Origin of the sequence: Streptomyces sodiiphilus (genome assembly GCF_039529215.1) — a bacterium.
GTDB classification, from domain to species: Bacteria; Actinomycetota; Actinomycetes; order Streptomycetales; family Streptomycetaceae; genus Streptomyces; species Streptomyces sodiiphilus.
Genome location: NZ_BAAAMJ010000059.1, coordinates 1 through 15,222 on the forward strand (window position 1 = coordinate 1; position 15,222 = coordinate 15,222).

Annotated in this window: 11 protein-coding genes; 7 read left to right on the forward strand and 4 right to left on the reverse strand. The window is 73.2% G+C overall.

The genetic code is table 11. The features are described from left to right. Positions 1-93 precede the first annotated feature (93 nt). A complete protein-coding gene (locus ABD299_RS21430; protein ID WP_344265198.1) occupies positions 94-1,779 on the reverse strand; it encodes an ATP-binding SpoIIE family protein phosphatase in 1,686 nt (561 codons plus the stop codon). A gap of 184 nt (positions 1,780-1,963) precedes the next feature. Next, positions 1,964-3,406: an NAD(P)/FAD-dependent oxidoreductase gene (locus ABD299_RS21435; protein WP_344265200.1), complete on the reverse strand. Its 1,443-nt coding sequence runs from the start codon at positions 3,404-3,406 to the stop codon at positions 1,964-1,966. Between the two features lie 253 nt (positions 3,407-3,659). On the opposite strand from ABD299_RS21435, the gene ABD299_RS21440 reads away from it, so the two are divergent. After that, the gene (locus ABD299_RS21440; protein ID WP_344265203.1) at positions 3,660-4,322 is read left to right on the forward strand and encodes a TetR/AcrR family transcriptional regulator; all 663 of its coding nucleotides are present in this window, start codon (positions 3,660-3,662) and stop codon (positions 4,320-4,322) included. Positions 4,323-4,355: 33 nt separating this feature from the next. Here the strand turns inward: ABD299_RS21440 and ABD299_RS21445 are convergent, their stop codons facing one another. Continuing rightward, positions 4,356-6,419 (reverse strand): asparagine synthase-related protein, encoded by a 2,064-nt coding sequence (locus ABD299_RS21445; protein WP_344265205.1) that lies wholly within the window; start codon positions 6,417-6,419, stop codon positions 4,356-4,358. Positions 6,420-7,000: 581 nt separating this feature from the next. Between ABD299_RS21445 and ABD299_RS21450 the strand changes: the two genes are divergently transcribed. The 3 genes from ABD299_RS21450 (at position 7,001) to trmB (ending at position 10,786) form a co-directional block, all read left to right on the forward strand. Beyond that, the gene (locus ABD299_RS21450) at positions 7,001-8,413 is read left to right on the forward strand and encodes an NsdA family TPR-like regulatory protein (protein ID WP_344265208.1); all 1,413 of its coding nucleotides are present in this window, start codon (positions 7,001-7,003) and stop codon (positions 8,411-8,413) included. A gap of 196 nt (positions 8,414-8,609) precedes the next feature. Beyond that, positions 8,610-9,815: an L-2-hydroxyglutarate oxidase gene (lhgO, locus tag ABD299_RS21455; RefSeq protein ID WP_344265211.1), complete on the forward strand. Its 1,206-nt coding sequence runs from the start codon at positions 8,610-8,612 to the stop codon at positions 9,813-9,815. Positions 9,816-9,925: 110 nt separating this feature from the next. Continuing rightward, on the forward strand, positions 9,926-10,786 hold the full coding sequence (gene trmB, locus ABD299_RS21460; RefSeq protein ID WP_425581389.1) for a tRNA (guanosine(46)-N7)-methyltransferase TrmB: 861 nt from the start codon (positions 9,926-9,928) through the stop codon (positions 10,784-10,786). Between the two features lie 34 nt (positions 10,787-10,820). Here the strand turns inward: trmB and ABD299_RS21465 are convergent, their stop codons facing one another. Continuing rightward, positions 10,821-12,041: a hypothetical protein gene (locus tag ABD299_RS21465; RefSeq protein ID WP_344265217.1), complete on the reverse strand. Its 1,221-nt coding sequence runs from the start codon at positions 12,039-12,041 to the stop codon at positions 10,821-10,823. Positions 12,042-12,217: 176 nt separating this feature from the next. On the opposite strand from ABD299_RS21465, the gene ABD299_RS21470 reads away from it, so the two are divergent. From ABD299_RS21470 to ABD299_RS21480, 3 genes are all read left to right on the forward strand, one after another. Then, positions 12,218-12,637: a very short patch repair endonuclease gene (locus ABD299_RS21470; protein ID WP_344265220.1), complete on the forward strand. Its 420-nt coding sequence runs from the start codon at positions 12,218-12,220 to the stop codon at positions 12,635-12,637. Positions 12,638-12,770: 133 nt separating this feature from the next. Beyond that, positions 12,771-13,667 carry an HNH endonuclease gene (locus ABD299_RS21475; RefSeq protein WP_344265223.1) on the forward strand — a complete coding sequence of 299 codons (897 nt, stop codon included), beginning with the start codon at positions 12,771-12,773 and terminating at the stop codon, positions 13,665-13,667. 238 nt (positions 13,668-13,905) lie between these two features. Continuing rightward, positions 13,906-14,991, forward strand: coding sequence for a DNA cytosine methyltransferase (locus ABD299_RS21480; protein ID WP_344265226.1), 1,086 nt, complete (start codon positions 13,906-13,908; stop codon positions 14,989-14,991). Positions 14,992-15,222 lie beyond the last annotated feature (231 nt).

Here is a 15,222-nt window from a genome sequence, read left to right on the forward strand (position 1 = left end):
TTCGGTCATCCATAGTGGGTGCCGCACAAAGGCGGCGGAGTGCTCCCCGTTGCCGGGCAGCTCGCGAGACATTACGCCTCGGCCCGGGGGGAGTCAAATCCCGTGGGCCGGGGTGCCGGGCAGGGCGAACTCGGCCCAGACGGCCTTGCCTCCGTCGGGCAGCCGGCGGGTTCCCCACTCGGTGGCGATGGCCGCGACGACGGCGATGCCGCGGCCCGCCTCGTCGGCCGGCCGGGCCCGCCGGTGCCGGGGAAGGTGCTCGTCCCCGTCGGTCACCTCGACGGTGAGCCGCCGGTCGGTGCGCCGCAGCCGCAGCCGCATCGGCGCCTTGCCGTGCTGCAGGGAGTTGGCCACCAGCTCGCTTGCCGCGAGCACGCCCAGCTCGCGCAGTTCCTCGGGGAACCGCCAGGAGGCCAGCACGCCGTCGGCGAAGGCCCGGGCCCTGGGGGTGGCCTCCACGCCGCCCAGCAGATCGAGTTCCGCCCCGCGGAAGAGGTCGGCCGTCTCCCCTTCCCGCTGCGGGCAGGTGACGGCGAGCACCGCCACGTCGTCGTCGTGCCCGTCCGTGATGCCCATGGCGCGCAGCAGCCGGTCGCAGACGATCCGCGGGCTGTCGGCGAGGCTCGCGGCGAACGCCCGCTCCAGGGACTCCAGGCCGTCGTCGATGTCCGCGTCTCGGCGTTCCACCAGTCCGTCGGTGCACAGGACCGCGCTGGCCCCCGGGCCGAAGGCCATCGTCTCGGAGGTGTGCAGCCAGCCACCGGTGCCCAGCGGCGGACCGGTGGGGCCGGCGGCGCGGCGGACGCCGCCGCCGGGGTCGCGGACCAGGATCGGCAGGTGTCCCGCGGACGCGTAGAGCAGGGTTTCCTCGCTGGGGTCGTGCACGGCGTAGACGCAGGTGGCGATCTGGCTGGCGTCGATGTCGGCGGCCAGGCCGTCCAGGAGCTGCAGGACCTCGTTCGGCGGCAGGTCGAGCCGGGCGTAGGCGCGTACGGCGGTGCGCAGCTGCCCCATGACGGCGGCGGCCCGCACCCCGCGGCCCATCACGTCCCCGATGACCAGCGCGGTGCGCCCGGCGCCGAGGGTGATGACGTCGTACCAGTCGCCGCCCACCGCGGTCTCGGTGCCGCCGGGCCGGTAGACGGCGGCGACCCGCAGGTCGTCGGGCTGTTCCAGTTCCTGCGGCAGCAGGCTGCGCTGGAGGGTGACGGCGGCCTCGCGCTGCCGCCGCTCGCTGTCCCGCAGCCGCTCGGCGGTGACGACCTGGTCGGTGACATCGGCGCCGAAGATCAGTACGCCCGCGGTGTCGGTGCCGTCGGCGGCGGTGAGCCGGATCGGGGTGCAGGTGAAGGTGTAGGAGAGGTCGCGGCCGCGGGTGGACAGGGCGGCCGGGACGCGGCGTGACTTCAGCGCGCGCGGCGTGCCGCTGCGGCGCACCTGGTCCAGGAGCGGCAGGAGGCCGAGTCCGGCGAGTTCGGGCAGCGCGGCGTGGGCCGGGCCGCCGGGGGCGCGTTCGCCGAACAGTGCGGTGTAGGCCCGGTTGGCATAAGCGACGACGTGGTCGTCCCCGTGGACCACGGCGACCGGTGCGGAGACCTCGCCGAGCAGCTCGTGGACGGCGAGCGCGTCCACCCCGCGTCCGGGCGGGCCGCCTCGGGGCACCGGCTCGGCACGCTCACCGCGGGCCTGCGGCACCCCGCCGGTCTCCGCTCCCCTGGTGGCCGCGGCGTGGCGCCGCTGTGTGCCGGGCAGCCGGATTGTCCAGCGCGTCAAGTTCACAGCGATCCGATCCGATTCTTTCTGGGTCTTGTGGGAGGGGAGTTTCCGGGAGCCGGGGCCGGGCGCCACCGGCCGCCCGGTGGGGGCCGGGACCGCTCCCACATCGTCACATGCGGCAGCGGTCCGGTGAGCCGGAGCCGGCGGCCCGGTCAGGCGGCCGCGAGGTGGCGCCGCCGGCCGCGGGTCACGGTGCGCGGCGGGCGCCGGCGGCGATCTCGAACTCGGCCCGCGGGTGTTCCAGCGAGCCGAGGGAGACGATCTCACGTTTGAACAATCCCGCAAGGGTCCACTCGGCCAGGACGCGGGACTTCCGGTTGAGGGTGGGCACGCGCGCCAGGTGGTACACGCGGTGCAGCAGCCACGCGGGGTAACCCTTCAGCCGCTTGCCCCGCACGCGTGCGACGCCCTTGTGGAGGCCCAGCGAGGCGACGGAGCCGGCCGAGGCGTACCGGTAGTCGGACTCCGGGCGGTCACGAAGTGTGGCGGTGATGTTGTCGGCGAGCCTGCGGGCCTGTCTCACAGCATGTTGCGCGGTGGGGGCGCACATCTCCGCGTGCGCGCCGTCCGGTGGCCGGGGGGCGGTGAGGTCGGGCACGGCGGCGGCGTCCCCCGCGGCCCAGACGTGCGGGCGGCCCGTCACCCGCAGACCGGGGGTGCAGCGCACCCGGCCGCGGTCGTCCAGCGGAACGTCGCAGGCGGCGAGCACCGGATGGGGGCGCACGCCCGTGGTCCATACCAGGGTGCGGGTGGGATACCGGGTGCCGTCGCTGAGCCGGGCCACGCCCCCGGTGCAGGACTCCAGGCGGGTCCCGAGCCGCACGTCGATGTTGCGGGCGCGCAGCTCGCGCAGCGCGTAGCGGCCCATCCGCTCCCCGAGCTCGGGCAGGATGCGGTCGCCGGCCTCGACCAGGATCCACTTCTGTTCGGCCGGGCGGATGTTGTGGTAGTAGCGGCAGGCGTGGCGCGCCATGTCCTCCAGCTCCGCCAGGGCCTCCGTACCGGCGTAACCGCCGCCGACGAAGACGAAGGTGAGCGCGGCGTCCCGCAGGTGCGCGTCGCGGGTGGAGGAGGCGATGTCGAGCTGGCTCAGCACGTGGTTGCGCAGCCCGATGGCCTCCTCCACGGTCTTGAAGCCGATGCCGTGGTCGGCGAGGCCGGGCACCGGCAGCGTGCGGGAGACGGAGCCGGGCGCGAGGACCAGTTCGTCGTAGGAGAGCTCCAGCGGCTCGCCGCCCTCCTCGGCGACGGCGGGGGTGCGCACCCGCACGGTGCGGGCCGCCGGGTCGGCCGAGACGGCCTCGCCGGCCAGGACGCGGCAGCGGTGCAGGACCCGGCGCAGCGGGACCACGACGTGCCGGGGGGAGAGCGAGCCGGCCGCGGCCTCCGGCAGGAACGGCTGGTAGGTCATGTAGGGGTCGGGGCTGACCAGGACGATCTCCGCCCGGCCGCGGCGCAGTTCCCGGCGCAGGGTGCGCTGGAGGCGGTGGGCGGTGTAGAGGCCGACGCAGCCTCCCCCGACGACGAGGACCCGCCGGGGCCGTCCGTCCGGCTCGTGCTCCGGCTCGTGCTCTGCCGTGTGCGGCGGTGTGCTCGTCGCGGGCCGCCTCGTCGCGGGTGTGTCCGTCACGTGTCCCGTCACCTCTCCCGTCACCGTTTCCATGAGGCACCGGCGGAGGGGCCTTTGTCCACAGGCTGTCAATACCGCTGCTCCGTTCGGACGGACGCGGTGGACGGTTTATCCACTTCTCAGCCGTGACGCCCTCAACTATGTTCGAAACCCGGGGGGTGCGACCGGTGCCGGGCGTGCCTTCGCGTACGGTCACACACACCGGGTGGGGTGCCGTCTCCGGGGGGAGTCGGCACAGTTGGGGGGATGGGCCATGCCAGTCCAGCGGAGCGGGCCGGCGGTTTCCGCCGGGACACCGGACAGGACCGGCCAGGGATGGTCGGTGCGGCTGCGCACCGATGCGCGGCGCAACCTGCGGCAGGTGCTCACTGCCGCGCGCGAGGTCTTCGGGGAGCAGGGCTACGGCGCGCCCATGGAGGAGGTGGCGCGCCGTGCCGGGGTGGGGGTGGGCACCGTCTACCGGCGTTTCCCGAGCAAGGAGACGCTGGTCCGGTTCATCGCGGAGGAGGAGATCCAGCGGCTGACCGACAGGGCCCGGGAGACGCTGCGGCAGGCCGACGGGCCGTGGGAGGCGCTGGAGCACTTCGTGCGGTCGGCTGCCGGGCCGGGGACGGGCAGGCTGCTGCCGGCGGGGCTGCTGCCGGGCGACGGGAGGCCGGGCCCGGAGCCGGGCTCGGGCTCCGGGGCGGACTCCGTGCAGGTGCGGGCCGGTGAGCTGCTGGCGGCCATGGGCCGGCTGGTGGACGGCGCGCGGGCGGCCGGCGCGCTGCGCGCGGACGTGACGGTCGCCGACGTGCTGCTGGTCATCGCGACGACGCCGCCGGCCGGCGACGACGCGGCACGGCAGGCGGCGGCCTCCGAGCGGCTGCGGGAGATCCTGCTGCGGGGGCTGCGGGCACTGCCCGCCGCGCGCTGACGGCACCGGCCGCCGGGGAACGGGGCACGGCGGTCAGGGGCTGACGCCGCTCGGCACGGCGCGGGGTTCGCGGTTACCCTCGCCGGTCCAGCACGAGCCGCGGCGGGTGAGCAGGCGGCGCAGCCACACCTCGGTGGCGACCAGCTCGGACAGGCCGTCCAGCGGCACCGGCTCGCCCTCGGTGGCGGCCCGCAGCGCCCTGCGCACCACGCGCGCCTCGACGAGCCCGGCGTCGGCCAGCAGCGGCGCCTCGAACAGGTCGATGAGCGGGCCGAGGGAGGCGCGCAGCCCGGTGCGCAGTTCCTCGGTGTGGGTGGTGTGGCCGGCCGCCCCCCAGCCGGGGGGCAGTTCGCGCACGCCGGCGCCCTCCAGCACGGTGCGCAGCACCTCGGCACGGGCGCCGGGCTGGACGCGCAGCGACTCGGGCAGCGCCTGGCAGGCGCGGACCACCTGGTTGTCGTAGAAGGGTGCGTGCAGCCGCTGGTGGCGCTGTTCGGTGGCCTGTTCGAGGATGCGGTGGTCGGCGGCGTGCCGGGCGAGCGCGCCGCGGGCGCTGACCACTCCGGGGCGCCCGCCGACGGCGGCGGGCCGGGGCCGGGCGGCGGCGGCCTCCAGGCGGGCGGAGACCTGGGCGAGTGCCTCGCCGGTCAGCCAGCGGGCGGCGGGCCCGGGCCGGCACCAGGCGAGGGCGGCGAGCGAGGCGCCGAGTGCGCCGCCGGGCTGCTGGTCGTCGGCGAGGGTGCGCAGCCGCACGGCGGCGCCGGCCAGGCCCTCCGGGTAGGAGGTGCGGGCCAGGCGGCGGGCGGCGCGGTAGATGGTGAAGGGCACCAGGGCCGAGTGGCGTCCGCCGCCGGTGGCCTTGGCCAGGGCGGAGACGGGGCGCAGCAGGTGGCGGCGGTTGCGGTCGAGCAGCAGGTCGGCGAGGCGGGCGGGGTGGGCGTCCAGGACCTGGCGGGCGCCGTGGCCGACGAGGTGGTCGGCGCTTCCCGCGGCGAGCCGGCGGCGGTGCCGGGCGGCGGCGATCAGGGAGGGGCCGGGTTCGTCGGTGAGCCGTACGGAGTCGAGGTCGGCGTAGGGCAGGGCCTCGGCGCCGGCGGCGACCACGATGTGGTGCAGGCGGGGGTTCTCGGCGATGGCGCGGGCGCGTTCGAGTTCGGCGGTGCGGGCGATGCGGGCCGCGGCGTCGGCGCCGGTGAGGTCGTTGAAGGTGACGGCCAGCAGGCGTTCCCCGGCCAGTGTGCCGCCGGTGCCGTAGACGGTGCCGGGCTTGCCGGGGAGTCCGGCGGCCAGCAGGGCGAGGGTGGCCGAGGCGCTGCCGCCGGAGAGGTCGGCGCCCACTCCGGGGGCGGGTTCGCCGCGGGCGGCGCGCCGGTCGGCGGGGCCGAGGCCGGGCACCGGTCCGGGGTCGGGGGCCGGGGCGTGGCGTGGGGCGGCGAGCCGGGTGCGGACGGCTTCGACGAGCGCGTCGCGCACGGCGGCGACGGCGGTTTCCTGTTCGATCTGGGGGGCGGCGACGACGAGGGGGGCGGCGGGTTCGTAGTCGACGGTGTCGCGGCTGCCGCCCTCGCGCAGCATGAGGGCGTGGCCGGGCGGGAGCCGGCGGACGCCGCCGTAGGGGGTGCCGTCGCCGAGCGCCTCGGGGGATTCGGGGCAGGCGAGCAGGGCGGCGAGGTGGGCGACGTCGAGCTGTGCCTCGGTGAGGTCGGCCAGCGGCAGGGCGGCGGTGGCGTAGGCGGTGCCGCCGGCCCAGGGGGTGTGGAAGACGGGGCGGGTGCCGGCCAGGTCGGCGGGGATGACGGTGCGGCGGCCGAAGCGGGCGACGGCGGTGTAGCTGCCGGGCCAGGTGGTGAGCCGTCGCAGGGCGCCGGCCCGGGCGGAGATCAGGGCGGCGCGCAGCTCGGCGTCGCTCGCGCCGCAGTAGCCGAAGACGGCCAGGTGGGTGTCGCCGTCGGCGGCCACGAGCCGGATCTCGTCGGGGCGCCAGTCGCCGACCGCCCACAGCGGGTCGGGGCCCTCCCACAGTGGCTGCGCGCCCAGCGGCTGGACGTCACTGGCAGCGCTGACAGCGGAGCCGCACCAACCGACCAACCACCGCATCGCCGCCTCCCCCACTGAGAATTGAGCCCAAGAATCAGGGACTGTCGCCGGGTGCCTGGGCCCATGCTGCCATGTGGGACGGGGGAACGGAGCATATCGGCGCCGCAGTTGCGCGGGCATGGCGAAGCGGCCGATCCTGCGGACAGCCGAGGGAAACCGGCTGTTTTCGGCCAAACTCCTTGAGGAGCTTGGAACTTGGCGTGCCGGGCCGTGGGGGCCGGGGCGCGCCGGGGTCCGGGAGACGCCGGACGTCTCCCGGACCCGTCCGCGGCCCGCGGGGAATGGGGCCGCGGCACATCCGGCCCGCTGGACACGGGGCACAGCGGGCCGACCCACGCGTACTCCATCGAATCCCCGGCCCGGCGGGCGCGGACAGGTCGCACGGACGGGCGCACGGCCACATGCCGGGAGCACAATCCCCGACCGGGTCAGCGCCCGGACGCGCGTACGGACATAATTCCGCCAACCGGGATTCAACCCCTTAACGGTCAGGATGCACCGAACTACGCTGGGTTCGCGGAGGAACGGTGAAGCCCTGCGCTGGACGCGGGGCGCCGTCGGTGTGTGTCAGGGGTGCGCGCATGTCCAGGGAGCCACGAGGACCGAACGAGAAGCTGGGCACCGTTCTCGCCCTCGCGGGGATCAGCAACGCGGGACTGGCCCGCAGGGTCAACGACCTGGGCGCGCAGCGAGGACTGACACTCCGTTACGACAAGACATCGGTGGCCCGCTGGGTCACCAAGGGCATGGTCCCGCAGGGCTCGGCCCCCCATCTGATCGCGGCGGCCATCAGCAGCAAGCTGGGCCGGCCCGTCCCGCTGCACGAGATCGGCCTGGCCGACACCGACCCGGCCCCCGAGGTGGGGCTGGCGTTCCCGCGCGCCGTCCCGGACGCGGTGCGCTCGGCGACGGAGCTGTACCGGCTGGACGCCAACCCGGGGCGCGGCGGCATCTGGCAGTCCCTGGCGGGCTCGTTCGCCGTCAGCGCCTATGCCACACCCGCTTCCCGCTGGCTGATACGTCCGGCCGACGCGTCGGTGGCCAGGGAGCCGGGCTCCCCGCCGGAGCGCACCGCGGGCCGGGTGGGGCACTCGGATGTGTCCAAGCTCCGCGAGGCGGCCGAGGAGGCGCGCCGCTGGGACTCCAAGTACGGCGGCGGCGACTGGCGTTCGTCGATGGTCCCGGAGTGCCTGCGGTCGGACGCGGCGCCGCTGCTGCTGGGCAGCTACACCGACGACGTGGGCCGCTCGCTGTTCCGCGCGACCGCCGAACTGACCCGGCTGGCGGGCTGGATGGCCTTCGACACCGGCCAGCAGGAGGCCGCGCAGCGGTACTACATCCAGGCGCTGCGGCTGGCCCGGGCGGCGGCGGACGTGCCGCTGGGCGGCTACGTGCTGGCCTCGATGTCGCTGCAGGCGACCTACCGCGGCTTCGCCGACGAGGGCGTGGACCTGGCGCAGGCCGCGCTGGAGCGCAACCGGTCGCTGGCCACCGCCCGCACCATGAGCTTCTTCCACCTGGTGGAGGCCCGCGCACTGGCCAAGGCGAACGACGCGGCGGGCTGCGCCTCGGCGCTGTCGGCGGCCGAGGCGTGGCTGGAGCGTTCCCGGGAGGGCGACGCGGACCCCGGCTGGCTCGACTTCTACGCGTACGACCGGCTGGCGGCCGACGCCGCCGAGTGCTACATGGACCTGAAGGTGCCCGGCCAGGTCCGCAGGTTCACCGAGAAGGCGCTGTCGGAGCCCACCGAGGAGTTCGTGCGCAGCCACGGCCTGCGCCTGGCGGTCGCCGCGATGGCGGAGCTGGAGTCGGGGAACCTGGACGCGGCGTGCGCCGCCGGCGCGCGGGCCCTGGAGGTGGCGGGCCGGATCTCCTCCGCCCGCACCACCGACTACGTGCGGGATCTGCTGCACCGGCTGGAGCCGTACGGGAACGAGCCGGTGGTCAAAGAGCTCCGGGAGCAGGCCCGCCCGCTCCTCGCTGCTCCGGCATGACCTCGCCTATGACAGCGGCACGGTATCCGTGCACCCTCTCCACCACCGCTTCACCGCAGGTCAGCGGCGCGCGTCCGGCTCTCGGGCCGCGCCCGGGCGGACGCATATGCCGCTGGCACACCACCGCCCGGCATCTACCCGCGTCCAGGCCCCGCGCGGCGGTGTATTCCTTCCCCGGGAGGGAATAGGGCCGCACATGACAGCAGCACGCTACGACTGCGATGTGCTGGTGATCGGCGGCGGCATCGTCGGGCTCGCCACCGCCCACGCCCTGCGCGCGGCCCGCCCGGGCCTGGCCGTCACGGTCCTGGAGAAGGAGGCCGGGGAGGCCCGGCACCAGACGGGCCGCAACAGCGGCGTCATCCACAGCGGGGTGTACTACCGGCCCGGCTCCATGAAGGCCCGGTTCGCCGTGCGCGGCGCCGCCGAGATGGGGAAGTTCTGCGCCGAGCACGGCATCCCGCACGCGGTGCCCGGCAAGATGATCGTCGCCACCGACCGCTCCGAGCTGCCCCGGCTGCACGAGCTGGCGCAGCGCGCCCGCCGCAACAAGGTGCCGGTCCGTGAGCTGGGCCCCGCGCAGATCGCCGAACGGGAGCCGGAGGTGCGCGGCGTGGCCGCGCTGCACGTCATGACCACCGGCACCTGCGACTTCGCCGCGGTGGCCCGGCAGCTGGCCGAGCTCGCCACGGTGCGCCTCGGCACGGAGGTGACGGCCGTCGACCGGCGGCCCGGTGTGGGCGTGGCGGTGCGCACCGCGGACGGCCACGTGCTGCGGGCACGTGCCCTGGTGAACTGCGCCGGCCTGTACAGCGACCGGATCGCCGAGCTGGCCGGGGACCGTCCCGGGCTGCGGATCGTGCCGTTCCGCGGCGAGTACTACCGGCTGGCGCCGGGCCGCGAGTACCTGGTGCGCGGCCTGGTCTACCCGGTGCCCGACCCGGCGTTCCCGTTCCTCGGCGTGCACCTGACCCGGGGCCTGGACGGCGAGGTGCACATCGGCCCCAACGCGGTGCTCGCCCTGGCCCGGGAGGGCTACGACTGGCGCACCGTGCGCCCCGGCGAGCTGGCCGGGACGCTCGCCTGGCCCGGCATGTGGCGGCTGGCCGCCCGGCACTGGCGGGCGGGGGCGCTGGAGCTGCGCCGGTCCTGGTCCAAGCGGGCCTTCACCGCAGCCGTCCGACGGCTGCTGCCCGCCGTCACCGAGGACGACCTGCTGCCCGCCCCGTCCGGGGTGCGCGCCCAGGCGGTACTGCCGGACGGCACCCTGGCCGACGACTTCCGCATCGTGGAGGGCCCGCACACCGTGCACGTGCTGAACGCGCCCTCCCCCGCGGCGACCGCGTCGCTGCCGATCGGCCGCGAGGTCGCCTCCCGGGTGCTGCGCACCCTGGGCCCCTGACCGGCTGCGCCTACTCCCTGCTGAGCACCACCACGACCGCCGTGACCAGCCCCAGCAGCACCACCACCGCCACCACGGCCCCGGCGATCCACTGTTCCCTCTTCACCGACATGCCCCGAGCCCTCGCGATCCGGCTGCTGCTTCATCTGTTCGGACGCCTCCCATTATCCGCGGGTTCCCCGCCCCGGCCGGGCCGCCTGTCCCGCCCCCGTAGGATCGGAGGCATGGTGCCCGACAAACCCACCATGTTCCCGCCCGGCGCCGGGCCGTCCGCCGACCCCGCGGGCACCCGGCACGACCGGCGCATCCGCAGCTTCCAGCCCCGCCGCAGCCGCGTCACCGCGGCGCAGCGCGAGGCCCTGCTGCGTCTGTGGCCCACCTGGGGACTGGAGATCGACGGGCTGTCCCGGCTCGACCTGGACAAGCTCTTCGACGGGCTGCCCGTCGTGCTGGAGATCGGCTTCGGCATGGGCGAGGCCACCGCCGAGATGGCCGCCGCCGACCCCGGCACCGGCATCCTCGCCGCCGACGTCCACACCCCCGGGCAGGGCAACCTGCTGCGGCTGGCCGAGGAACGCGGCCTGACCAACGTGCGGGTCGCCAACGGCGACGCCATCATCCTGCTGCGCGAGATGATCGCCCCGGGCACACTGGCAGGGCTGCGCGTCTACTTCCCCGACCCCTGGCCCAAGACCCGCCACCACAAGCGGCGCATCATCCAGCCCGAGTTCACCGAACTGGCCGCCTCCCGCCTGAAGCCGGGCGCGCTGCTGCACTGCGCCACCGACTGGGAGCCCTACGCCGAGCAGATGCTGGAGGTCCTCACCGCCTGCCCGGCCCTGGAGAACGCCGCCCCCGGAGGCACCGGCTACGCCCCCCGCCCCGCGCACCGCCCGCAGACCCGCTTCGAGCGCCAGGGCCTGGCCAAGGGCCACCGCGTCCGCGACCTACTCTTCCGCCGCACCGCCTGACCCGGCCGCGCCCCGGACCGGGCGAACCGGGTGCTCAGCGCAGCGCGATCCGCAGCCCGTCCGCCCCCTTGGCGCGGGCCGTCACCCACTGCTGCTCCTCCGCCCGCAGCTGCCCGGGCAGCCCCAGCCCGATCAGGTCGATCCGGGAGCTGACGTCAAGGAAGTCCAGCAGCCGCACGATCTGGAACCCGGTGCCGGCGTCCGCCGCCCAGCCGCTCTCCCCGATCAGCGCCGGGTCCCGCACCGGCCGCCGCAGCGTCCGGTCCCCCACGAACTCCTGCGCCCCGGGCACCAGCCGCCGCCGCACCGCGTGCTGCCACTGGTGGGTGGCCTCACCGAACACCAGCCGGGTGCGCACCTCCCGCCGCCAGGCCGGCCCGCCGCAGCGGTGCGAGACGGCGTGCACATCGGTGCGCTCCCCGGTGCCCGCCGCGTGCAGCTGGAACGAATCGAGGCGCACCACCACGTCGTAGCCGTCGATCTCCGCGCCGTGCCCGCCGGCGGCCACCTCCTCGCCGTTGCCCACCACACACACGCTGCGCCCGGCGACCTGCTGCCGGAACTGCCCCACCCCGATCGGCTCGGTGCCTCCCAGCAGCGGATCGCTCGCCCGCCCCCGCTCCGCCAGCCTGCTGTACGTGCCGTACACCTCGGCGAGCTTCCGCGTCGCCGGGTCGGCCGCCCCCCGCTCGGTGATCCGCTGCCGCAGCGCGCCGGTCATCGCCGCCCGCGCCACCGCCGGCGGACGTCCCTCAAGGCCGAGCCCCGGCTCGATCCGCCCGGCCTCCACCAGCGCCGCGCGCTTCTCGTTCAGCACCACCAGCCGCAGCGCGATGTCCTCGCCGTCCCCGCCCGCCAGCGCCAGGTGCCGCTCGTAGGCCGCCGCCGCGTCCACGTCCCGCCCCAGCGCCTCCAGCGCCTGCCCCCGCAGCCGCCACGCACCCTTCGACCTGCTGCGCAGCGCCACCGAGGCGTCCGCCACCCGGCGGGCAAGCCGCACCTCCCCCGCGTCCAGCGCCCGCCGCCCCACCTCCAGCAGCGCCGCGAACGACGCGTCCGCCGACGGCTCGTGCGCGGTGTGCTCCGCGACCAGCGCCCCTATCGAGGCCACCAGCCGGGCCCGCTTCCGGTCCGTCTCCCCGTCCAGCGCGGCCACATACCCCGCGCACTCCCGCACACAGGCGGTCAGCAGATCCTCGGCACGCGCGACACTCCCCGGCCGCAGCCTGGTCAGTCCCGCCCAGGGCTTCTTCATACCCCCGACTGTGCCCGGCCCCCCGGGGCCACCACGTAACCCCGAAGCACCCACCAGGTGAACGTTGCCCGACAGGAGACGGACACCGATCACACCGACCAGAAGCCTCACAGGGGACGGTTCCCCGCCCGACCGCCCGTGTGCACTACCCGGCCGCGTTCGGGCACGATGGTCACATGCCCGACCCGTCCTCCCCCGGGGTCTCCGCCCGGATGAGCCGCCAGGCCAACAGGAACACGACACCGGAACTGGCCGTCCGTCGTCTCCTGCATGCCGCGGGCTACCGCTACCGTCTGCACCACCCCGTACCGGGCATGCCGCGTCGGTCCATCGACATCGCCTTCCCCGGCCCTCGAGTTGCGGTCTTCCTGGACGGCTGCTTCTGGCACGGCTGCCCCGAACACGCCACCCACCCGAAGGCGAACAGCGAGTGGTGGCGCACCAAGCTCGACCGCAATATCAGCCGGGATCTGGAGACGACAGAGAATCTGGTCGCCGCAGGCTGGACCGTCCTGCGCTTCTGGGAGCACGAGGTCCCGGAGGACGTCGCCGCCCAGGTGGCCCGAACGGTGACCGAACGACGAGTGAGCGGCTGACGCAGAGAGACAGGAGCGGAGCACAAGCTGGTTCGTTAGGCTGCTCCCGTACAATCACGAGCTGCTCGGGGAGGGCACTGTGACTTCGAGATTCACTGGGGACCCTGCATTCGCTCTGGCTGAAGTGAGAGCAATGGCAGAGAAGTACGTGGAGTCCATCAGTACGGCCCAGACGGAAGTCAGCAGCCGTAACTCCTGGCTTGAGCGCGCTGCGGATTTGGGGATCCTCTCAGCCAATCTGCGGAATGCACAGTCAAGAGTGAACAGAGCGTACGGCATCAGGTCGGGCCGCGATGCAATTCTGTTGTACTTGCGGAATCATGTGGGCAGGTCCGTAGCCGCTGACGCCCTCGCAGGCGTCTCGGGCATTGCAGAATGGGCCAGGCGGGTGCGGGAACTGCGAGTAGAGTTCGGCTGGCCGATAGAGTCCGGCATCAACCGTGACGATATGCCCCATGATCACTACAGACTTACTGCCGACGAGCCTGACTCAGACTTGGCCGAGCGTTGGCGAGTGGCCAAGAGTGCGCGAAACCTGAAGAGGCAAGGCGGCGGGACTACATCGGCCAAGGATCGAATCCTGCACTATCTCCAGGCGATCTCTCCACGGCCGGCAGACAAGGAACAGTTGGCATATGTCGCGAAAATACAGGAGTGGCCACGACGAATACGCGAACTTGAGGAGGAAGGCTGGAAGGTGATTTCAAACGTGGACGATCCGACCTTGATACCTGGGTCGTACCGTCTTCCCACTTTGGAAAAACGCCCCCCGAGAGTACGCCAGGCCATCAAGTTGCGGCATCAGGTCCTTGGCCGGGACAACAAGACGTGCCAGGACTGCGGAGCCACCCCCGGTCAGGGGTCGGTGCTTCAAGTTCACCACAAGCTGCCCGTGCACCAGGGTGGCACCAACGACATGGACAACCTCGTGACGCTCTGCTCCAACTGCCACGGAGGCCGCCATGCGCTGATGGGCAGCTCACCGAAGGACGAACTGCTCAACCCGGACCAGAAGCTCGACTTGCTGTAGCAGTGGGCCTCCGTTGTGCACCCTCAGCTTCGAAGCCCGTACCCACCGGTAAGTACGTTGAGTGCTCTCGAAGTCGGGCGTGCCGACCGACACCAGTGCTACGCCCCGGACAGTAGAGCCTCTACTCCCGTTGTCGGCACCCCACGGTACGCTGCGGAGTGCGCAAATGCCGCTGACAAGTGGGACCGAGAGTGTAGGACTTCCGGTAACCGCAGCCTGACCGATACCTGGAGATCATGTGCGCCCCGTCAAGATCGTCGACTTGTTCGCTGGCCCCGGGGGACTCGACGTGGCTGCGGAGAAACTGGGCATCCCAGCAGTCGGCGTGGAATGGGACTCATCTGCCTGCGCTACCCGTCGGGCCGCCGGACTGGCCACCGAAGAGGGGGATGTCCGTCGCTACGGCCCCTCCCATTTTCCTGATGCGGATGTCCTGGCAGGAGGCCCTCCGTGCCAGACCTTCACGGTAGCGGGCAGCGGAGCAGGAAGAAGGGCACTCGATGATGTACTGGGCTTCGTCAAGAGGATGGTTGCCCGAGAAGAGCGTACCGAGATCGCCAAGGATCTTTCCAAAATGGAGGACGAGCGGACAGGACTAGTACTGGAGCCACTGCGCTGGGCCCTTGAAGCGATCGATGATTTGGACAAGCCCTATCGAGCGATCGTCCTGGAACAAGTACCAGCGGTTCTTCCGGTATGGGAGGCGTACGCCGAAGCTCTACAGGAAGAAGGCTACTCCGTTGACTGCGGCCTTCTGCGCACCGAGGCGTACGGCGTTCCACAGACCCGCAAGAGGGCCGTACTGATCGCGCGCATGAGGGACGGTGCAGTGTCCCTTCCTCAGCCCACACATCGAACTTACCGAAAAGGTGTGCCGCGTGGGGCCGGAGACCCTGCCCTGCAACCTTGGAGAACCATGTCCGAGGCTCTTGACCGAGAGTCGCCATTCATCGTCATCTCCAACTACGGAACCGGTGGAGATCCCAAGGCGCGCGGTCGCCGCTCGTCCGGAGAACCTTCGGCGACGGTTACGGGAAAGATCTCCCGCAACAGGGTGGTTTCCCCGGAGGGCGTAGAGCTGGAACGCTTCACGCTCTCAGAAGCCGGCCTACTTCAGACGTTCCCCACCGACTACCCCTGGGCTGGACGTGACGTGGGCCAGCAGATCGGAAACGCTGTTCCACCTCGCCTGGCATTGCACATTCTCTGTGCCGCGTTCGGCTGGCCCCCTCCCACCGAGGAGGTGCTGCTCAGTCTTACGGCTTGGAAGCACGTGCAAGTAGAGGAGAAGCCCACTCTGTTGCAACATTCCACCGCCTGCTGAACCGGAAGCCCTGGCGCCGCGCCTGGGGGCCGATACTCAGACTGCCCTGCGCGCGCTTCCACCTACACCCCAGGCCGTACCAGGCTGTCCTCCCTTGCCTGACGCGCCCTCGCCGGCAGCACAGCCTCGGACCGTGTTGCCGTGCCCTCCAGGAGGAGAGTGTCCCCGACACTCGTCAGCGGTGGTGCGGCCTCAAAGGCGTGGAAGGCCATCCGACTCAGCTCCGGCTGG

Coding starts and splice junctions, on each gene's coding strand:
- ABD299_RS21445 (WP_344265205.1), bottom strand. CDS start 6,419: ATGCGGTGGTTGGTCGGTTGGTGCGGCTCCGCTGTCAGCGCTGCCAGT.
- trmB (WP_425581389.1), top strand. CDS start 9,926: ATGCCCCGAGCCCTCGCGATCCGGCTGCTGCTTCATCTGTTCGGACGC.
- ABD299_RS21440 (WP_344265203.1), top strand. CDS start 3,660: ATGCCAGTCCAGCGGAGCGGGCCGGCGGTTTCCGCCGGGACACCGGAC.
- lhgO (WP_344265211.1), top strand. CDS start 8,610: ATGACAGCAGCACGCTACGACTGCGATGTGCTGGTGATCGGCGGCGGC.
- ABD299_RS21465 (WP_344265217.1), bottom strand. CDS start 12,041: ATGAAGAAGCCCTGGGCGGGACTGACCAGGCTGCGGCCGGGGAGTGTC.
- ABD299_RS21470 (WP_344265220.1), top strand. CDS start 12,218: ATGCCCGACCCGTCCTCCCCCGGGGTCTCCGCCCGGATGAGCCGCCAG.
- ABD299_RS21450 (WP_344265208.1), top strand. CDS start 7,001: ATGTCCAGGGAGCCACGAGGACCGAACGAGAAGCTGGGCACCGTTCTC.
- ABD299_RS21475 (WP_344265223.1), top strand. CDS start 12,771: ATGGCAGAGAAGTACGTGGAGTCCATCAGTACGGCCCAGACGGAAGTC.